Source organism: Aeromicrobium sp. S22 (genome assembly GCF_009661045.1).
Lineage (GTDB): Bacteria > Actinomycetota > Actinomycetes > Propionibacteriales > Nocardioidaceae > Aeromicrobium > Aeromicrobium yanjiei.
The window spans coordinates 658439-676945 of record NZ_WJWV01000001.1; the positions used below are offsets into that span (position 1 = coordinate 658439).

The following is an 18507-nucleotide window of genomic DNA, read 5'->3' on the forward strand; positions in this document are numbered from 1 at the left end:
CTCAGAACACCGCCTTGCCGCCGGTCACGCCGAGCACGGTGCCCGAGACGTAGCTCGCATCGGACTCCGAGGCGAGGAACACGAAGGCCGGGGCGACCTCGGCGGGCTGCCCCGCACGGCCGAGAGGTGTCTCCTCACCGAGGTGGGCGACCTTCTCGGGGGACTGCGTCGCAGGCTGCAGCGGCGTCCAGATCGGACCGGGCGCGACGGCGTTGACGCGTACGCCCTTGGGGCCGAGCTGGGCCGCGAGGTTGACCGTCAGGTTGTTGATCGCGGCCTTGGAGGACGCGTAGTCCAGCAGCGTCACCGACGGGTCGAAGGCCTGGATCGAGGAGTTGTTGATGATCGAGGATCCCGCGGCCAGGTGCGGCTCGGCGGCACGGGCGAGCCACAGGACCGGGAACAGGTTGGTCCGATAGGTGCGCTCGATGTTCTCGTCGGTCATCTCCGCGAGGCTCGACTCGCGCGCCATCTGGTAGCCCGCGTTGTTGACCAGGATGTCGAGGCCGCCGAGGCCCGCGACGGTCTCCTCGATCACCCGGTCGCACGTCTCGCGCTCACGCAGGTCGGCGATCATCGCGAGGCACGTACGACCCTCGGCCTCGACGAGGGCCTTGGTCTGGTCGGCGTCGTCCTGCTCCTCGGCGAGGTAGGTGAACGCGACGTCGGCACCCTCACGGGCGTACGCGATCGCGACCGCACGGCCGATGCCTGAGTCGCCGCCGGTGATGAGGGCGCGGCGGCCGTTCAGTCGTCCGGTGCCGCGGTAGCTCTCCTCGCCGTGGTCGGGGAGCGGGTCCATCGCGTCGGTCCGGCCGGGAGGGGTCTGCTGCTGCTCGGGGAACTGGGTGGATCCGTTGTCAGAAGTCATGTCGTTCAGGTGCCCTGAGTGCCCCAGCTTGAAACCGGGTATGCCCGACACCACGACAGCGGCCACGACACGACGAGGAGAGTGCGATGCCGAAGGACGACAAGGCCCCGAGCCTCAAGAAGCCCGAGATGTACGAGGAGCTCCGCGATCAGGGCGCGTCCAAGGAGAAGGCGGCCCGGATCTCCAACGCCGCCGCGCAGAAGGGACGCTCGAAGTCCTCCGTGGCCCGCAAGGGCGGCGAGTCGGGGTCGTACGAGGACTGGACGGTCCCCCAAGCTCAGGACGAGCGCTCGACCGCCTGCGTGATGTCGAAGGCCGCGCCGTTGCTGACCGCGTCGGCGTAGTCCGCGAGCTGCTCGCCCGTCAGCCGTACGTTGATCGTCGCGTACGCGCTCTCGGCCTGCTGGGCGATGTCGGACACGCTCTGGCCGGTCAGCTTGGCGCGGACCTCGGCGTCGACCTCTTCGACGCTCGGCTGGATGGGGGAAGGCGTCTCGTCGCTCATGCGGTGCGTCCAGTCGCCGGCAGGACGTGGTGCGCGGGCCGCAGCCAGGAGCGGCGCTCGCGACCCGGGCGGCCCAGGGTCGTGGACATGGCGGCCCCGAGGCCGGAGGCGATCTCCGCGGTGATCAGGACCGGTGTGGTCGTCATGGCGCCCAACATCGTCATCATGGCGGCGCGAGTACCCCGCTGACCCGGCGGTCAAACCCGGTGTCGACTCGAATCAGCGGACGTCCTCGGCCTGCTCGAGACGGCGCTGTGCCCGCTCGTGCCGGGCGACCGCGGTACGACGCTCGCGCTCGGCCGTGCGCAGCGCGGCCTGTTGCTCCTTCGCGAGGCGGACGCTCTCGCGCGCCTCGCGCTCGAGATCGGCGAGCCGCTCGCGCAGCTCGTCGCGCTCGCGCTGCAGGTCCTCGGCGCGGTGCTCGGACTCCTCGGCGAGACGGGCCGCCTCCTCGGACGCCTGCTGCGCGGCCGCCAGGTCCTGGGCCGCGGCGTCGAGGTCCTCGCGCGCCTTGCGGCGGGCCGCCAGCTGCTCGGGGGTGGGGGAAGGCGGCCGGGGCGGTTCTGTCTTCTGCGCGGCGGCGGGGCGGGCCCGCGGCGGCACCGGCGCGGTGTCCTCTGCGCTCTCGTCCGCCTCGACGGGCAGCGCCGAGGACGCGGAGACGTCGACCTCGCCGAAGCCGCCGGGCGCCATCGGGCGCACGAGGACGCCGGCCCGGAACGCGGCGAAGGCGCCGGCGTCCACGACGGCCGCCCAGACCGTCTGCTCGACATCGCGAAGTGTGGCGTCGGTGGCGTGGCCATCACCGTCCTCGGCGACGGCTCGTGCAGCGTCGACCGCACGGCCGACGAGTGCGCGCCGCTCCCGGTCGAGGCCCCGGAGCTCGGCGGCCTCGGAGCGGCGCTGGGCCGATCGCAGGCGCCGGCCGAGCTCGCCGACCTCGTCGACCAGGTCGGCCCGGGCCCGGACCAGCCGGTTGACCAGGTCGGCGGCGGCGGTGGGCTTGCCCCACGTGGCGACCGCGCGGGCGAGGTCGCCGTCCGAGCCCTTCAGCTCGCGGGCCTCGGCGTTGCGTGCAGGGATGAAGTCCGCGCGCGGCAGGGCGTACAGCCGCCGGGCGATCTCCCACGACCTCGAGTCATCGGTCATGGCGAGCATCGTCCCACCGACCGGACCGCTGCTAGTCGGGCAGCGGGTCGTGGCGGGCCGGCACCCAGTCGCCGCCCATCTGCTGGAACATCGTCCAGCCGGGCTCGGCGTCCTGCTCGGTCGCCCACACGTTGGCGTCGTCGAAGGTGTCGAAGGTGTCCTCGGCGAGGACCTCGCCCTGGGCGTCGCGGATCTGGTACTTGCTCATGTGGTGCTCCTCGGCGCAACCTCGCAGTTGACCTTGTCAACGACTTCATAGGTTACCCGAATGGCCGTGCGGTCCTGGCGCTACCGGAACCTTTTGCGGAGGTTGCTTTTCATGTAGATGTCGCGATAGAGGCGCTGCATGCCTTTCGCGGTGGGATGGATGCGGTCCCTGGACTTGGACTTGCCCCAGAGGGTGCCGTGCGCGGTGTCAACATACTGGAAGCCGTGCTCTTCGGAGTGCGCCCGGAGTGATCTGACAAGACGTTCCCGGTACTGCTTGAGCTCGGGGCGGGACCCGTACGGAGCCGTGATGATCACCTTCGCTTCGTAGGTGACCGCAGCGTCAAGCTCATCGAAGGCCGCGGAGATCGCCTCCTCGACTTCCTCGCCAGATGTCGGGGCGAGATAGTAGGTGCCATCGGCCCGGAAAACGCACTTGCGGTAGTCGTTCACGCCTGCGGCGATGACCACGATCTTGGCCTTGTTCATCCGCGTGGCCATGGCTTTGCGGCCGATGCGTTGGCCAATTGTTGTGGTGACGCACTTGCCGGGCCGGGTGTATCCCGACCCGCGTTCGGCGTACACGCGGGGAGTGGTTCGCGTCTTACGGCCGAGCTTTGCCCACCACATCTGATCGGGCTTCCCGCCCAGTGTCTTGAAGAACGCCGCGTCTGAGATCGAGTCTCCAATTACGACGAGATCGCCTCGTGACTTCGCCGCGGAACTTGCTTGGGGGGGGCGGCCAATAGGCACGTAACGATCGCGAAGACCACGAGGAATCTCTTCATGCTCACTTCTTCTCGGAGAGGCCAGAGGGTGTCGTGGTCGGCAGCCAAGCTCTCGAGCAGTTGCGCGCAGTTCACGATTCTGAATTGGTGTCACCCTCTCACGAAGAGGGCCTGGGTGTGGGCGCTTTCAGGAATCGGTTGGCGGGTTCTGACAGTGCGTCACTCGACCGGCTCGGATGCTCGTTGCTGCTTGGCGGCGTAGGGGGAATCGGCCGCGGTGACCGGGTCCGCGAGTCGTACGGTCGACGTCGGCTCGGCCCGGCCCCGCAGCACGATGCGGTCGTGCTCGGTCCAGTGCTCCTGCTCGGCCGGGCCCGCTGCCTCCCGGCTCGCCGCAGCCGCCAGGACGCCGCCGTCCACGTCCTTGGCGAGCTCCTCGAGCCGCGCGGCCGAGTTCACCGCATCGCCGATCACGGTGTACTCGAAACGGGACCGGGCACCCACGTTGCCGGCGACGACCTGACCCGTGGAGACCCCGATGCCCGCGCCGATCTCGGGCATCTCGCGCGCGATGCGGCCCGCGATGACCCGCGCGGCCTCGAGTGCGGCGGTCGCGTGGTCGGGCAGGTCCGCAGGAGCCCCGAAGATCGCGAGCACCGCATCGCCCATGAACTTGTTGACGAGGCCGTCGCGCCGGTCGACCTCCTCAACGATGATCGCGAAGAACCGGTTGAGCATGTCCACGACCTCGGCCGGCGGACGATTCGTCGCGTACGACGTGGAGCCGACCAGGTCGATCATCAGGACGGACACGATCCGGGTCTCGCCGCCGAGCTCGACACGTCCGGTCGTCGCGGCGCGGGCGACCGCGTGCCCCACGTGCCGGCCGAACAGGTCACGGATCTGCTCGCGCTCGCGCAGGCCGTGCACCATCTCGTTGAAGCCGGACTGCAGCAGGCCGAGCTCGGTGCCGTCGTCGACGCGGATCTCGACGTCCAGGTCGCCGTCGCCGACCCGCGAGAGGGCGGCCTGCACCGACTCGATGGGTGCGACGATCGAGCGCGCGTTGAGCACCGTGACCAGGAGGCCGAAGACGAGGACGACGGCGGCCAGGCCGAGGATGACGTACGCGAGGCGGTCGATGTCGATGTCGTCACGGGTGAGGGCGATGACCGACGCGACGACCAGCCCCAGCACGGGGGAGGCGGTGCCGAGGCACCAGAAGACGACCATCTTGCGTTCCACTCCCACGCCGAGCTCGTCGTGGGCGGCCCGCCCGGCGAGGGCGCGGGCCGCGACGGGCCGCAGGACGAACTCCGTGATCAGGTAGGCGATCGCGCTGACGACGACGCCGGCGATGCCCACCGCGAACAGCGCGCTGAGCGCAGCCTCGGGCTGCATCACGAGGGCGATGACCGTGAACACGACGCTGGCGCAGAACCACAGGCCGAGCTGGATCAGCGTCATGCGCCACGGCATGCGCAGGGCCGTGCGGCGTTCCTGCGGGGTCGGGACGTCGTCCTCGCGGACCCAGCGCAGCGCCCGCAGCGCGCCCACCGTGATGAGGGTGGCCCCGACCACGACGGCGGTCGCGACGTAGACCGGGACCGCGATGGCCAGCGCGGCGAGATAGGACGCGTCCGGCCCGCCCCCGGGGGTGATGAGGAAGGTCAGGCCGAAGACGATCGCGGCGCCGATGACGTTGGTCAGGATCAGCAGTGTCGTGAGGAGGAGCTGGACCCGGACGCGCAGCCGGCCTGCGGGTTGGTCCGGCGGACCGAGCAGCCGGTCGATGCTCCAACGCTCGCTCACGCCACACAAGGTAGCCGTGACGGCGGTTACCGTGTGGCAAAGCATCCGACATCTCACGGCGCGCCGCGCCGCGACGAAAGGAACTCCCATGCTCCGCAAGCCCAAGGCCGACCCCGAGGTCGTGGACCGCCTCACCCGGGTGACCGACTTCGACAGCGACGCGATCACCCGCATCGCGACGGTCGGGACGCAGGTCAACATCCCGTCAGGCTGGTCGATCATCATGGAGTCGACGCCGGCCGACTCCGCGTACATCGTGCTCGACGGCACGGTCGAGATCCGCAAGGGCGGTCAGACCCTGGCGACCCTCGGGCCCGGCGCGGTCTTCGGCGAGATCGCCCTCGTCAACCACCGCCTGCGCAACGCCTCGGTCGTCGCCTCGTCGCAGATCTCGGCGGTGCGCCTGGGTGAGGACGCGCTGCAGGAGCTCATCGAGCACGACGCCGATTTCGCCGACACCATGCGGACCATGGCCCAGGAGCGGCTCGGCAGCGACTAGGCACGCCGTGCCCGGAGATGGCATGGTGTGGGTGTGCCGGCCGCGCAGAGCCGGCAGTTCGACGTAGCCGCAAGGGGGTGGCCGCGTGACCTCGGCAGACTATTTCGAGGGCCTGTACGCGGAGTCGAGCGATCCGTGGCAGCTGGCGGAGCGCGAGTACGAGCGGCGCAAGCACGCACTGACCGTCGCGAGCCTCCCGAGGGAGCGGTACGGCCACGGCTTCGAGCCGGGCTGCTCGATCGGCACGCTGACCGAGATGCTCGCGGGGCGGTGCGACACCCTCCTCGCGACCGATCCGGTGTCGGCCCCGTTGGACCGCGCCAGGACGCGGGTGCCCGGATCCCACGTGCAGTTCGAGCGGCAGTCCGTGCCGGACGAGTGGCCGACCGGCCCGCTCGACCTGGTGGTGCTGTCCGAGCTGCTCTACTACCTCTCGGCGAGCGGCCGCGTGCAGGTGCTCGCGCACGTCATGGACACGTTGGCACCGGACGGGCACCTCGTCCTGGTGCACTGGCGACACCCCTTCGAGGCCGCGACGTGCACGGGCGACGAGGCGCACCGCGAGATCGTCGAGTGCGACGGCCTGGTCAGGGTCGTCGAGCACATCGAGGAGGACTTCAGGCTGGACGTGCTGGCCCGAGGGTGAGGGGCCGATACGCTGGCGACGTGGTCTATCGCGCCTTCTTCGACGCCGTCTTCCGTTCCATGGATCCTGAGAAGGCCCACGAGCGTGGCTTCGCGGCGATCCGCGCCGGCCGGTTCGCGACCCGTCTTGCGCTGCCGCAGACGTACGCTCCGCGGACCGTGATGGGCCTGGAGTTCCCCAACGCCTTCGGGCTGGCGGCCGGCTTCGACAAGAACGCCCGTGCCGTCCCGGGGCTGCTCGCACTCGGCTTCGGCCACGTCGAGATCGGCACGGTCACCGCACGGGCGCAGCCCGGCAACCCCCGTCCGCGGCTGTTCCGCCTCGTCGAGGACCGCGCGATCATCAACCGGATGGGCTTCAACAACGAGGGCGCCGCGGAGGTGGCCTCGCGGCTGCACCGCCTGCGCCGCACGAAGGCCGGCCGCGACGCCGTGATCGGTGTCAACATCGGCAAGACCAAGGTGACCCCGCCCGAGGACGCCGTGGCGGACTACGTCGAGAGCGCACGGCTGCTGACCCCGTACGCGAGCTATCTCGTGGTCAACGTCTCCTCGCCCAACACGCCGGGGCTGCGCGACCTCCAGGCCGTCGACGAGCTGCGCCCGCTGCTCGCGGCCGTCAAGGACGTCGCGGACCGCAACCCGTCCGGACGGGTGCCGTTGCTGGTCAAGATCGCGCCCGATCTCGCCGACGCGGACGTCGACGCGGTCGCGGACCTCGCGGTCGAGCTGGGCCTCGACGGGATCAGCGCCACCAACACGACGATCGCCCGCCCCGAGTCGCTGCGCACGGACCGCGCGACGATCGAGGCCGCGGGCGCCGGAGGTCTCTCGGGGCCGGTCCTGGCCGAGCGGTCCACCGAGGTCCTCGTCCGGCTGCGAGCGCGCGTGGGGGACCGGCTGGCGCTCATCAGCGTCGGCGGGGTCACGACGCCGGACGACGTACGTGCACGGATCGCCGCGGGCGCCGACCTGGTGCAGGGCTACACGGGATTCATCTACGAGGGCCCCCGCTGGCCCTCCCGGCTGGCCGCGGCAGTCGTCTGATCGGTCGCGGCCTTCGACGAGCGGATCCACCAGGCTGTCGACGCAGGGCGGTGAGGCGGCTGCCTCAGCGCGCGTCGGTGCCCCCTCGCCGCGGGCGCTTGACCCGCAAGCGGGGATCGTCCCCACCGAACAGGTCCTCGGGTCGGTCGTCCTCGCGCTGGACCACCTTGCCGTGGGCGCCGGGCAGGCCGATGTACATCGGCACCTTCGCGATCCAGCCGATGACCCAGAAGCCCACGATGCCGAGCGCGAGCACGATGCCGCCGCCCCACATGAGCCACGGGATCTCGAGAGCCGCTCCGCTCGCCCCGGCGAGCAGGCCGACGGCGAACAGCGCCCCGATGACACCCCCGCCCCGGCGGATCGCCTCGCCCCCGAGCACCGCGGAGGCGATGATCGGTCCGGCGATGCCGAGCACCAGCACCACCGCGGCAGCCGCGCCCAACCAGCCCGGAGCGCCGTCCGCATCGCTCGCGACCCCGAGGGCGATTCCGGCTCCCGTGATGACGAACAGCGCGATGACGAGCAGCCTGGTCCACCGGTTGATGAACTCGTCGCTGAATCGAAAACCGTTGGGATGGCGGGCTGTCATGGCGATCATCCTGCACCAGGTACCCCCGATTTCGTGTCTGGGGGTGCGACCGGGTATCTTTGCTTGTCGGCTTGCCCCTTTAGCTCAGTCGGCAGAGCGTTTCCATGGTAAGGAAAAGGTCTACGGTTCGATTCCGTAAAGGGGCTCAGGACTCGCAACATGAAGAGTCCGTCGGGCACGAGGCAACTCGTGCCCGTCGCGGCTGGGTAGCTCAGGTGGTTAGAGCACACGACTCATAATCGTGGGGTCGCGGGTTCGAGTCCCGCCCCAGCTACCGCAAACTGCACAGGCAAGACCCCAGCATCATCGATCAGAAGAGGCACCCCGTGGCCAGCAAGAGCTCAGACGTTCGTCCCAAGATCACCTTGGCCTGCACCGAGTGCAAGGAACGCAACTACATCACGAAGAAGAACCGTCGCAACGATCCCGATCGTCTCGACCTCAAGAAGTTCTGCCCGCGCTGCAAGACGCACCAGACGCACCGCGAGACGCGCTGACCTCAGGTCCTTCGTACGACGGCTCCCACTGCTTCGGCTCGTGGGGGCCTTCGTCGTTCCCCGACCGTCCCGCAGCGGCCTCGCCCCGCGCTGCTAGCGTCGCGGCCATGGACCTGGCCGAGCTGACGACGCTTCGTCTCGGCGGCCCCGCGCGGGCCGTGATCGACGCGACCACCGAGGACCACCTCGTCGACGCCGTCCGGGTCGCGGACGAGGCCGCCGACCCCCTGCTGCTCGTGGCGGGCGGGAGCAACCTCGTCGTCGCCGACGAGGGATTCGACGGCACCGTCGTGCGGGTGCTGACCCGCGGCGTCACGGTGGACGCCGATGCGTGCAGCGGCGCGATGGTCACGGTCGCGGCGGGGGAGCCCTGGGACGATCTCGTGGCCCGCGCGGTCCAGGAGGGCTGGGTCGGTGTCGAGGCGCTGTCCGGCATCCCCGGCTCGACCGGCGCGACACCGATCCAGAACGTCGGTGCGTACGGTCAGGAGGTCGCCCAGACCATCGCGTCGGTGCGCGCCTACGACCGCTACGATCGCCGCGTCCGCACGTTCGCGGCGGCCGACTGCGGCTTCGCCTACCGGCACAGCCGGTTCAAGGCCGAGCCCCAGCGCCACGTCGTCCTGAGCGTCACGTTCCAGCTCGCCCTGGGAGACCTGGGCGCCCCCGTCGCGTACGGCGAGCTCGCCCGCACGCTCGGCGTCGAGGTCGGCGGCCGGGCCCCCGCGGCCGACGTCCGCGACGCGGTGCTCGGCCTGCGTCGCGGCAAGGGCATGGTGCTCGACCCGGACGACCACGACACGTGGAGCGCGGGCTCGTTCTTCACCAACCCGCTGCTGACGCCCGAGCAGGCCGCCGCCCTTCCGTCCGGCGCGCCGCGCTTCGAGCAGCCGGACGGGACGGTCAAGACGAGCGCCGCGTGGCTGATCGACCACGCGGGCTTCGCCAAGGGCCACGGCAACCAGCACGTGTCCCTGTCGACCAAGCACACCCTCGCTCTGACCAACCGGGGCGGTGGCAGCACGGCCGAGCTGCTCGACCTCGCCCGGGAGGTCCGGGACGGGGTCGAGCAGGCCTTCGGCATCCGGCTGGTCAACGAGCCGGTGATGATCGGCTGCTCGCTGTAGGCGTCAGGCCCTGAGGGTGCCGAGCGTCGCGAACGCCGAGCGCACCATCGTGTTGTAGGTGCCGCTGTCGGAGTCGTCCCAGAAGTCGTCGATCGTCAGCGACAGGACGATGATCAGGAGGACGAACGCGATCGCCAGCGCGAGCAGCACCGAGCCGATGATGCCCAGCACGAATCCGGCCTTGGCCTCGCTGCGGCCCTGGAGCTGTCCGTGGCTCTCGTCGATCTCCCGCATCGCCTTGCGTCCGAAGAACCACGCGAACGGCGAGGCGAGCAGCGGCAGCCAGCACATCAGCCCGCCCGCGACGCCGACGATGCCAAGGACCATGGCGGTCGTCGCGTTGGGGTGCTTGGGCGCGGTCGGGCCGTAGCCGTAGCCCGGCTGGGGGTAGCCGTAGCCCGGCGGGGGCGCCTGGCCCGGCGGGGGATAGCCGTAGCCCGGCGGGGGCGTGGGCTGCTGCCCGGGCGGCGGATAGGCCGATCCCCAGTTGGGCTGGTGCGGTGGATCCTGCTGCGGCTGTCTGGGCTCGTCCTCGCTCATGTGCCCAAGCGTCCCACAGCCCGGTGCTCAGTAGCCCGACTCGTAGCCCTGGACGATCGTGAGCCCGGTGAGGGCCAGGACGAGCAGCAGCAGCGTCGCCACCATGAGCCCGCACGCGACGATCCCGAGGATCATGCCGGCACGCGCGGCGCCCGCGCCCGACCACCGGGTGGGGTCCCGCTCGACCTCGCGCTGGGCGGACGCGCCGAGGTACCAGGCCAGGGGGCCGAGCAGCAGGGGGACGACCAGCACGACACCCGCGACCGCGCAGGTGCCGAGGACGAGCGACGCCGTGGCGCCGGGCGCACTCTCAGCGGGAGGCCGGAGGGTGCTCATCGACCGTCGTCCGGGGGAGTCTCGAGCCACGTGTCGACCCCGGCGAGCGAGCGCTGGACCAGCTCGGCAGGTGCGTACGAGCGCCGGATCGACATCCGGCCGAGCTCGGCCAGCTCGACGTCCGAGAAGTCCTGGGCGGCCCGCAGGATCGTGTACTGGGCGGCCAGGCGTGAGCCGAACAGGAGCGGATCGTCCGCGCCGAGGGCGACGTCGACCCCGGCCTCGGTCAGGATCCGGACGGGCACCTCCTCGTAGGTCGCGTAGACCCCGAGCGAGACGTTGGACGTCGGGCACACCTCGAGCGCCACGCCGCTCTCGGCGACCCGGTCCAGGACGGCCGGGTCCTCCGCACAGCGGACGCCGTGGCCCAGGCGGGAGGGGTGCAGGTGGTCCAGGCACTGGGTGACGTGGGCGGGGCCGCGCAGCTCGCCTCCGTGGGGGACGAGCGCGAGACCGGCGCGCTCGGCGATCGCGAACGCCGGGCCGAACTCGCGTGTGTCGCCGCGCCGCTCGTCGTTGGACAGGCCGAAGCCGATCACGCCCCGGCCTGCGTACTGCGCGGCCAGGCGCGCCAGCGCACGGGCGTCGAGGGGGTGCCGGGTCCGGTTCGCGGCGATCACGACGCCCATCCCGATGCCTGCGCGATCCGAGGCGTCCCGCACCGCGTCGATCACCAGGTCGGTGAACTCGGTCATGTTGTGGAACCGGGAGGCGTAGCCGGACGGGTCCACCTGGATCTCGGTCCACACCGAGCCGTCGGCGGCGTCGTCGAGCGCAGCCTCCAGCACGAGACGCCGCACGTCGTCCTCGGTCCGCAGCACCGACCGGGCGACGTCGTACAACCGCTGGAACCGGAACCAGCCCTTCTCGTCGGCCGTGCTCAGCTCAGGCGGCCACTCCTCGGTCAGCGACGCGGGCAGACGGATGCCGTCGCGCTCGGCCAGCTCGAGCAGCGTCCCGTGCCGCATCGAGCCGGTGAAGTGCAGGTGCAGATGGGCCTTGGGCAGGGCGGCGACCGGACGGAAGCCTTCAACCGGGTCGGACACGTCATCCATCCTGCCAGCCGACGGGCGGGCCTGCGTGCCTCGGTTCGACGGCGGCACACCCCACCACGTACACTTGACCCACCGGTGAATTTTCACTCTGAATCGTCATGCCCTCGTTCGGCTCGCGGTTCGGCGAATTTGACCGAAGGGCACTAGCTCAACTGGTAGAGCATCGGTCTCCAAAACCGAAGGTTGGGGGTTCAAGTCCCTCGTGCCCTGCGCAACATGACCACGCTGCACCGAAACGAACACTGACCAAGGAGCACCACGTGAGCGATCGTCACGAGCTGGCCGGCACGTCCGGCAAGCGCACCTCGCCGATCACGTTCTACCGCCAGGTGATCGCCGAGCTCCGCAAGGTGGTCTGGCCGACGCGCCCCCAGGTCGTCAACTACTTCTGGGTCGTGCTGGTGTTCGTGCTCGTCATGATGGCGATCGTCGCCGGACTCGACTACGGGTTCGGCAAGGCAGCCTTCGCCATCTTCGCTTAAGCAATTCTCCAAAGGATCACTGTGACTCAAGGTTACGAAGAGAACATCGACGTCGACGCGGACGAGCAGTCCGCCGCGGCCGATGTCGACGCGCCCGACGCCGAGGAGACGACCGACGAGGTCGACACCGCGGCTGACGAGGCCGACGTCGACGCCGCCACCGACGCCGAGGACTCTGTCGGCGCCGAGGACGGCGAGACCGAGGACGCCGAGGAGCCCGTCGTCGACGCGCTTCAGGAGTTCAAGGACCGTCTGCACAACCAGATCGGTGACTGGTACGTGGTTCACACCTACTCCGGCATGGAGAAGCGTGTGAAGTCGAACCTCGAGAACCGGGTGACCTCGCTCAACGCCGAGGACTACATCTACGAGGTCGTCGTGCCGACCGAGGAGGTCGCCGAGATCAAGAACGGTCAGCGCAAGCTCGTCAAGCGCACCGTCCTTCCCGGTTACGTCCTGGTCCGCATGGACCTCACCGACGAGTCGTGGGGCGTCGTGCGCCACACCCCGTCGGTCACGGGATTCGTGGGCAACTCCCACCAGCCCGTCCCCCTCAGTCTTGCCGAGGTCGAGAGCATGCTCGCCCCGGCAGTGGAGGCCGAAGTCGCAACTGCGGCAGACGTCTCCGATCAGCAGCAGGCGAAGGCCGCCAAGGTCGAGTTCTCCGACTTCGAGGTCGGCGACTCCGTCATGGTCGTCGATGGACCGTTCGCCACGCTGCACGCGACCATCACCGAGATCAACATCGATGCACAGAGGGTCAAGGCCCTCGTGGAGATCTTCGGCCGCGAAACGCCGGTCGAGCTCAGCTTCACCCAGATCCAGAAGGTCTGAGCGAAGCACCTGAGCCCACCGGTTCACGTACACGCACCAACCATCAGTCAAGGACCCGAGAAATGCCTCCCAAGAAGAAAGTCGCAGCCATCGTCAAGGTGCAGCTGCAGGCCGGTATGGCCAACCCGGCACCGCCCGTCGGTACCGCGCTCGGCCCCCACGGCGTCAACATCATGGAGTTCTGCAAGGCCTACAACTCGGCCACAGAAGCCATGCGTGGCAACGTCATCCCGGTCGAGATCACCATCTACGAAGACCGCACGTTCAGCTTCGTCACCAAGACCCCGCCCGCGGCTGAGCTGATCAAGAAGGCTGCCGGTCTGCAGAAGGGTTCGGCCGTCCCGCACACGGACAAGGTCGGCAAGATCACGAAGGACCAGATCCGCGAGATCGCCACGACCAAGCTGCCGGACCTCAACGCGACCGACATCGACGCCGCCATGAAGATCGTCGAGGGCACTGCGCGCTCGATGGGCGTCACGACGGACTGATCTCCTCCAGCACACCGCACCACTAGTGGCAGGGCCAGCTGGGCCCGTACAGACCACGACTGGTTCACACACACGAAGGAACACCAGAGATGGCACAGCACAGCAAGGCGTACCGCGAGGTCGCCGAGAAGATCGACAAGGACAACCTCTACACCCCGCTCCAGGCCACCACCCTGGCCAAGGAGTCGGGCAGCAAGAACTACGACTCGACGGTGGACGTCTCGATCCGCCTCGGTGTCGACCCCCGCAAGGCCGACCAGATGGTGCGCGGCACCGTCAACCTCCCGCACGGCACGGGCAAGACCGCACGGGTCCTGGTCTTCGCCACCGGCGCCAACGCCGAGGCTGCCCGCGAGGCCGGTGCTGACTACGTCGGCGCCGACGAGCTGGTCGACAAGGTCAACGGGGGATGGCTCGACTTCGACGCCGTCGTCGCGACGCCGGACATGATGGGCAAGGTCGGTCGCCTGGGTCGCGTGCTCGGCCCCCGCAACCTCATGCCGAACCCCAAGACGGGCACGGTCACGCCCGACGTGGCCAAGGCCGTCGGTGACATCAAGGGCGGCAAGATCGAGTTCCGCGTCGATCGTCACGCCAACCTGCACTTCGTGATCGGCAAGGCGTCGTTCTCCGCCGAGCAGCTCGCCGACAACTACGGTGCAGCGCTCGACGAGATCCTGCGCATAAAGCCGGCCAGCTCGAAGGGCCGCTACGTCCGCAAGATCACGGTCTCGACGACCAACGGTCCGGGCATCCCGGTCGATCCGAGCCGCACGAAGAACTACGCGGTCGACGAGGCCTGAGCCTTCGTACCACCTGCCCGGCCCCCTGCCGACGCCCACAGCGTCGCCAGGGGGCCGGTGCCGTTCGGGGGCGATTTGGTTCCGCCGCCCCGGTGCCCTATTCTGGAAGTGCCGAAGACCGCTGGCAGGTAGTTCTCATGAGCTGCCCGAAGCGCCCGAGAGGGCGGCCCGCGCAGGTTCACGATCCAGATGCAGCAAGATGCGTCCCGTGGCCCTGTGCCCGGGACGTTTTTTCGTGTCGGGCCCGTGTACGCACATGGGATCGCAGTCTAGGTATGACCCATGTGCTGGAAGGAGACCCATGGCAAACGCGGAAAAGACAGCCGCTGTTGCGGAGCTGGCGGACAACTTCCGTCAGTCGAGCGGCGCTGTCCTCACCGAGTACCGCGGTCTCACCGTGAAGCAGCTGCAGGAACTGCGGCGCTCGCTCGGTGAAGACGTGAACTATGCCGTCGCCAAGAACACGCTGACCAAGATCGCCGCCAAGGACGCCGGCGTGGAGCTCGACACCGAGCTGCTCACCGGTCCGACCGCGATCGCCTTCATCAAGGGCGATCCGGTGCTGGCAGCGAAGAGTCTGCGTGACTTCGCGAAGACGAACACGCCCCTCATCATCAAGGGAGGCTTCCTCGACGGGAAGATCCTCTCCGCTGAGGAGATCAACAAGCTGGCCGACCTCGAGTCGCGCGAGGTCCTCCTCGCCAAGCTCGCAGGTGGCATGAAGGCCAGCCTGTCGGGCGCCGCATCGCTGTTCGCCGCCCCGCTGTCGCAGGCCGCCCGTGTTCTGGGTGCCCTGCAGGCGAAGGCCGAGAGCGATCCGTCGATCCTGGCTGCGGGCCCCGAGCCCGTCGCTGTCGCCGAGGAGGCCCCCGCGGCCGACGAGGCTACTGAAACTCCGGCCGAGGCACCCGCCGACGCCGCTCCTGTCGAAGCGTCTACCGACGCCGAGACGACCGAGGGCTGAAAGCCCGATTCACATCGGGACCCCCTCGGGGTCTCAATAACGGAAGGACGCCCCCATGGCGAAGCTCAGCACCGCTGATCTGCTGGATGCATTCAAGGAAATGACCCTCATCGAGCTCTCCGAGTTCGTGAAGGAGTTCGAGGACACGTTCGACGTCACCGCGGCCGCCCCGGTCGCCGTGGCTGCGGCTCCCGCCGCCGGTGGCGCTGCTGCCGACGACGCCGCCGAGCAGGACGAGTTCGACGTCATCCTCGAGGGCGCTGGAGAGAAGAAGATCCAGGTCATCAAGGAAGTTCGTACGATCACCGGCCTCGGACTCAAGGAGGCCAAGGACCTCGTCGAGGGTGCTCCGAAGCCCGTCCTCGAGAAGGCCAACAAGGAAGCTGCCGACAAGGCGAAGGAGGCCCTCGAGGCCGCCGGCGCCAGCGTCACCGTCAAGTGACACACGGCTAGCTGCTCTTTCCAGAGGCGCTCCTCCCTTCGGGGTGGGGCGCCTTTGGCATGCCCGGGGTCGATCGGCCCTGTCTCACCGTGGCCTGGGTCACGTTTGTCACTCGAAGTTACATGGGGTATGTTCGGCCAGTCCTCGGGTGTTAACTCCGAGTCACAGTTGGACGTGATCCGTAACTTTCGACGCGGATCCTCGTTGCACCTGTGTCTGCGGTCACACGCACCGAGGATGTGGGAGCTCTGCCGGCAGCAGCCGGTGGGCCACGGTGAGCAAGGAGGGGCCGTCCGTGGGCGTTGAAGTCGTCGTCGAGGGTCTGACGAAGAAGTTCGGTAGCCAGACGATCTGGAACGACGTCACGCTGACCTTGCCCGCCGGCGAGATCTCCGTGATGCTCGGCCCGTCCGGCACCGGCAAGTCGGTCTTCCTCAAGACGCTCATCGGCCTGCTCAAGCCCAACTCCGGACACATCTTCATCGAGGGTGTGGACATCGCGAACTGCAAGGAGAAGGAGCTCTACGAGATCCGCAAGCTCTTCGGCGTGCTGTTCCAGGACGGTGCGATGTTCGGCTCGATGGATCTGTACGACAACGTCGCGTTCCCGCTGCGTGAGCACACCCGCAAGTCCGAGTCCGAGATCCGCACGATCGTGATGGACAAGATGGAGCTCACAGGCCTCGTCGGCGCGGAGCGCAAGCTCCCCGGCGAGATCTCGGGCGGCATGCGCAAGCGCGCCGGCCTGGCCCGCGCCCTCGTGCTGGATCCGGAGATCCTGCTGATCGACGAGCCCGACTCGGGCCTCGATCCCGTGCGCACGTCCTACATCAACCAGCTCTTCATCGACCTGAACGCCCAGATCGACGCGACGTTCCTGATCGTCACCCACGACATCAACACCGCTCGCAAGGTGCCCGACAACATCGGCCTGCTCTACCACAAGCACCTCGCGATGTTCGGCCCGCGCGAGATGCTGCTGACGTCCGAGGAGCCGGTCGTCGCGCAGTTCCTCAACGCGCAGACGGTCGGACCGATCGGCATGTCGGAGGAGAAGGACGCCGACGAGCTGGCCGCGGAGCAGGGCATCGCGATGCCGCCGCTCCCGCCGGTGCCGATGCAGCTGGAGACCTCCGACGGCCGTCCGCGCCGCGGTCAGCGCGAGCCCGGTGCCTGGTGCCGTGACAACGGAGTCGTCCCGCCCGCCGGGTCCTTCGAGCCGAGCGCCGAGCAGGTCCCTGCCGGTGGTGCCGCGTGAGCACTGCGGTCCTGACCGGCCCCGCACGGGTCGCCGGCAACCTGTTCGCCTTCGCGCTGGACGTGATGGTGGCGCTGTTCCGGCGCCCGTTCCAGCTCAAGGAGTTCCTGGTCCAGGCCTGGTTCATCGTCAAGGTCACGATCGTCCCGACCGCATTCGTCGCGATCCCGTTCGGTGCGGTCATCGCGCTGCAGACCGGCGGCCTGATCAAGCAGTTCGGCGCCCAGTCGTTCACCGGCTCGGCCGCGGTGCTCGCAGTCGTCCAGCAGGCCGGGCCCATCGCCACGGCGCTGCTCATCGCGGGGGCCGCGGGGTCCGCGATCGCCGCGGACTTCGGCGCGCGACGCATCCGTGAGGAGCTCGACGCCATGATGGTGCTGGGCATCGACCCGATCCAGCGCCTGGTCGTCCCGCGCGTGCTGGCCTGCATGCTGGTCGCGGTCTTCCTCAACGGCCTGGTGACCGTGGTCGGCGTCGCAGGCGGTTATGTCTTCAACGTCGTGCTGCAGGACGGGACGCCCGGCGCGTACGTGTCGTCGTTCTCTGCGCTCGCCCAGCTGCCCGATCTCTACCAGGGCATGATCAAGGCCCTGGTCTTCGGCTTCCTCGCCGCGATCGTCGCGTCCTACAAGGGGATGAACGCCAAGGGCGGCCCCAAGGGCGTCGGTGACGCGGTCAACGAGGCAGTCGTCATCACGTTCACGCTGCTGTTCATCGTGAACTTCGTCCTCACGGCGGTCTACATCCAGATCGTCCCGCCGAAGGGGATGTGACGATGTCCGACAAGACAGCTCTGTCGACGATCACGAGCGTGCCCGGCAAGCTGGGCGACTTCCTGGACAGCCTCGGCCGCCAGATGCTCTTCTACCTGCGCGTGTTCCGCTCGATCCCGCGCACGATCGCCAACTACCGCAAGGAGATCGTCCGGCTCCTGGCCGAGGTCACGCTGGGCTCGGGCTCGCTCGCGGTCATCGGCGGCACGGTCGGCGTCATCGCGGCGATGTGCTTCTTCACGGGCACGTCGGTCGGCATCCAGGGCTATGCGGCGCTCGACCAGCTGGGCACCGCAGCCCTGACCGGCTTCATCTCCGCCTACTTCAACACCCGCGAGATCGCGCCGATCGTCGCGGGCATCGCGCTGGCCGCAACGGTCGGCTGCGGCTTCACTGCCCAGCTCGGCGCGATGCGCATCAGCGAGGAGGTCGATGCCCTCGAGACGATGGCGATCCCGTCGCTGCCGTTCCTCGTGACGACCCGCGTCATCGCGGGACTCATCGCGGTCGTGCCGCTGTACATCGTGGGCCTGCTGGCGTCCTACTTCGCGACACGACTGACGGTGACGTGGATCAACGGGCAGAGTCCGGGCACGTACGACCACTACTTCAACACCTTCTTGCCACCGCAAGACGTGCTCTGGTCGTTCGTGAAGGTCCTGATCTTCGCCGTCGTCGTGATTCTCATCCACTGCTACTACGGCTACTACGCGACCGGCGGACCCGCAGGCGTCGGCGTGGCCGTGGGCCTGGCCATCCGTACCTCGATCGTCGCGGTCAACGTCGTCGACCTGCTCGCCTCCATGGCGATCTGGGGCACGAACGTCACCGTGAGACTGGCGGGCTGAGG

25 protein-coding genes, 3 tRNA genes and 1 pseudogene are annotated in these 18507 nt (G+C 69.0%); 18 read left to right on the top strand and 11 right to left on the bottom strand.

The genetic code is table 11. The features are described from left to right. Position 1: 1 nt before the first annotated feature. Complete coding sequence (locus tag GEV27_RS03255; RefSeq protein WP_153654429.1) at positions 2–871, bottom strand: SDR family oxidoreductase; 870 nt, start codon at positions 869–871, stop codon at positions 2–4. Between the two features lie 86 nt (positions 872–957). Here GEV27_RS03255 and GEV27_RS03260 point away from each other — a divergent pair, with 86 nt between their 5' ends. Beyond that, positions 958–1215, top strand: coding sequence for a Rho termination factor (locus tag GEV27_RS03260; protein ID WP_228764915.1), 258 nt, complete (start codon positions 958–960; stop codon positions 1213–1215). On the opposite strand, the gene GEV27_RS03265 is transcribed toward GEV27_RS03260, so the two are convergent. The 6 genes from GEV27_RS03265 to GEV27_RS03290 all read right to left on the bottom strand — a co-directional run bounded on the left by GEV27_RS03265 (position 1149) and on the right by GEV27_RS03290 (position 5272). Then, entirely contained in the window at positions 1149–1376 is a 228-nt protein-coding gene (locus tag GEV27_RS03265) for a hypothetical protein (RefSeq protein ID WP_153654426.1), read from the bottom strand. The two genes, GEV27_RS03260 and GEV27_RS03265, sit on opposite strands and share 67 nt — an antisense overlap. Beyond that, positions 1373–1522 (bottom strand): hypothetical protein, encoded by a 150-nt coding sequence (locus GEV27_RS03270; protein ID WP_153654424.1) that lies wholly within the window; start codon positions 1520–1522, stop codon positions 1373–1375. Before GEV27_RS03270 ends, GEV27_RS03265 begins: the two co-directional genes overlap by 4 nt. A gap of 73 nt (positions 1523–1595) precedes the next feature. Beyond that, on the bottom strand, positions 1596–2525 hold the full coding sequence (locus tag GEV27_RS03275; RefSeq protein WP_153933464.1) for a hypothetical protein: 930 nt from the start codon (positions 2523–2525) through the stop codon (positions 1596–1598). Positions 2526–2556: 31 nt separating this feature from the next. Continuing rightward, a complete protein-coding gene (locus GEV27_RS03280; RefSeq protein WP_153654420.1) occupies positions 2557–2733 on the bottom strand; it encodes a hypothetical protein in 177 nt (58 codons plus the stop codon). Positions 2734–2813: 80 nt separating this feature from the next. Next, positions 2814–3614 (bottom strand): SGNH/GDSL hydrolase family protein, encoded by an 801-nt coding sequence (locus GEV27_RS03285; protein WP_153654418.1) that lies wholly within the window; start codon positions 3612–3614, stop codon positions 2814–2816. Positions 3615–3679: 65 nt separating this feature from the next. Continuing rightward, positions 3680–5272 (bottom strand): adenylate/guanylate cyclase domain-containing protein, encoded by a 1593-nt coding sequence (locus GEV27_RS03290; RefSeq protein WP_309222005.1) that lies wholly within the window; start codon positions 5270–5272, stop codon positions 3680–3682. Positions 5273–5360: 88 nt separating this feature from the next. Here GEV27_RS03290 and GEV27_RS03295 point away from each other — a divergent pair, with 88 nt between their 5' ends. From GEV27_RS03295 to GEV27_RS03305, 3 genes are all read left to right on the top strand, one after another. Further along, complete coding sequence (locus tag GEV27_RS03295) at positions 5361–5771, top strand: cyclic nucleotide-binding domain-containing protein (RefSeq protein ID WP_194839885.1); 411 nt, start codon at positions 5361–5363, stop codon at positions 5769–5771. Positions 5772–5856: 85 nt separating this feature from the next. Then, entirely contained in the window at positions 5857–6417 is a 561-nt protein-coding gene (locus GEV27_RS03300) for an SAM-dependent methyltransferase (RefSeq protein ID WP_208430738.1), read from the top strand. 20 nt (positions 6418–6437) lie between these two features. Beyond that, positions 6438–7463, top strand: coding sequence for a quinone-dependent dihydroorotate dehydrogenase (locus GEV27_RS03305; protein ID WP_309222006.1), 1026 nt, complete (start codon positions 6438–6440; stop codon positions 7461–7463). Between the two features lie 64 nt (positions 7464–7527). Here the strand turns inward: GEV27_RS03305 and GEV27_RS03310 are convergent, their stop codons facing one another. After that, positions 7528–8055 (bottom strand): hypothetical protein, encoded by a 528-nt coding sequence (locus GEV27_RS03310; RefSeq protein WP_153933465.1) that lies wholly within the window; start codon positions 8053–8055, stop codon positions 7528–7530. Between the two features lie 73 nt (positions 8056–8128). Between GEV27_RS03310 and GEV27_RS03315 the strand changes: the two genes are divergently transcribed. The 4 genes and pseudogenes from GEV27_RS03315 to GEV27_RS03330 all read left to right on the top strand — a co-directional run. Further along, positions 8129–8201, top strand: a tRNA-Thr gene (locus GEV27_RS03315). A gap of 54 nt (positions 8202–8255) precedes the next feature. Continuing rightward, positions 8256–8329, top strand: a tRNA-Met gene (locus GEV27_RS03320). 52 nt (positions 8330–8381) lie between these two features. Continuing rightward, positions 8382–8552, top strand: coding sequence for a 50S ribosomal protein L33 (gene rpmG, locus GEV27_RS17640; protein ID WP_108579795.1), 171 nt, complete (start codon positions 8382–8384; stop codon positions 8550–8552). 83 nt (positions 8553–8635) lie between these two features. Then, positions 8636–9679 (top strand): annotated as a pseudogene (locus GEV27_RS03330) (UDP-N-acetylmuramate dehydrogenase); the annotation flags it as partial. Positions 9680–9682: 3 nt separating this feature from the next. Here GEV27_RS03330 and GEV27_RS03335 read toward each other — a convergent pair. Genes GEV27_RS03335 through GEV27_RS03345 form a run of 3 tightly spaced genes read right to left on the bottom strand, consistent with a single transcriptional unit; the run spans position 9683 to position 11601 of the window. Then, positions 9683–10219: a DUF4190 domain-containing protein gene (locus GEV27_RS03335; protein ID WP_153933466.1), complete on the bottom strand. Its 537-nt coding sequence runs from the start codon at positions 10217–10219 to the stop codon at positions 9683–9685. 27 nt (positions 10220–10246) lie between these two features. Then, positions 10247–10555, bottom strand: coding sequence for a DUF4190 domain-containing protein (locus tag GEV27_RS03340; RefSeq protein WP_153910048.1), 309 nt, complete (start codon positions 10553–10555; stop codon positions 10247–10249). Next, positions 10552–11601: an adenosine deaminase gene (locus GEV27_RS03345; RefSeq protein WP_309222007.1), complete on the bottom strand. Its 1050-nt coding sequence runs from the start codon at positions 11599–11601 to the stop codon at positions 10552–10554. The genes GEV27_RS03340 and GEV27_RS03345 overlap by 4 nt, the downstream gene beginning before the upstream one ends. A gap of 146 nt (positions 11602–11747) precedes the next feature. Between GEV27_RS03345 and GEV27_RS03350 the strand changes: the two genes are divergently transcribed. From GEV27_RS03350 to GEV27_RS03395, 10 genes are all read left to right on the top strand, one after another. Further along, positions 11748–11820 (top strand) — tRNA-Trp (locus tag GEV27_RS03350). Positions 11821–11870: 50 nt separating this feature from the next. Further along, positions 11871–12092, top strand: a complete 222-nt coding sequence (gene secE, locus GEV27_RS03355) for a preprotein translocase subunit SecE (RefSeq protein WP_173490728.1) — start codon at positions 11871–11873, stop codon at positions 12090–12092. Between the two features lie 21 nt (positions 12093–12113). Then, a complete protein-coding gene (gene nusG, locus GEV27_RS03360) occupies positions 12114–12926 on the top strand; it encodes a transcription termination/antitermination protein NusG (RefSeq protein WP_243838779.1) in 813 nt (270 codons plus the stop codon). 62 nt (positions 12927–12988) lie between these two features. Continuing rightward, the gene (rplK, locus tag GEV27_RS03365; RefSeq protein ID WP_153654400.1) at positions 12989–13417 is read left to right on the top strand and encodes a 50S ribosomal protein L11; all 429 of its coding nucleotides are present in this window, start codon (positions 12989–12991) and stop codon (positions 13415–13417) included. A gap of 89 nt (positions 13418–13506) precedes the next feature. Further along, a complete protein-coding gene (gene rplA, locus GEV27_RS03370) occupies positions 13507–14220 on the top strand; it encodes a 50S ribosomal protein L1 (protein WP_153654398.1) in 714 nt (237 codons plus the stop codon). Positions 14221–14521: 301 nt separating this feature from the next. Next, on the top strand, positions 14522–15184 hold the full coding sequence (gene rplJ / locus GEV27_RS03375; RefSeq protein ID WP_153654396.1) for a 50S ribosomal protein L10: 663 nt from the start codon (positions 14522–14524) through the stop codon (positions 15182–15184). A gap of 55 nt (positions 15185–15239) precedes the next feature. Then, the gene (gene rplL, locus GEV27_RS03380; protein WP_153654395.1) at positions 15240–15626 is read left to right on the top strand and encodes a 50S ribosomal protein L7/L12; all 387 of its coding nucleotides are present in this window, start codon (positions 15240–15242) and stop codon (positions 15624–15626) included. A 295-nt stretch (positions 15627–15921) separates the two neighbouring features. Next, positions 15922–16884 (top strand): ABC transporter ATP-binding protein, encoded by a 963-nt coding sequence (locus GEV27_RS03385; protein WP_153654393.1) that lies wholly within the window; start codon positions 15922–15924, stop codon positions 16882–16884. 65 nt (positions 16885–16949) lie between these two features. Then, positions 16950–17657: an ABC transporter permease gene (locus GEV27_RS03390; protein ID WP_153655114.1), complete on the top strand. Its 708-nt coding sequence runs from the start codon at positions 16950–16952 to the stop codon at positions 17655–17657. Between the two features lie 2 nt (positions 17658–17659). Further along, positions 17660–18505 carry an ABC transporter permease gene (locus tag GEV27_RS03395; RefSeq protein ID WP_153654391.1) on the top strand — a complete coding sequence of 282 codons (846 nt, stop codon included), beginning with the start codon at positions 17660–17662 and terminating at the stop codon, positions 18503–18505. Positions 18506–18507: the final 2 nt, after the last annotated feature.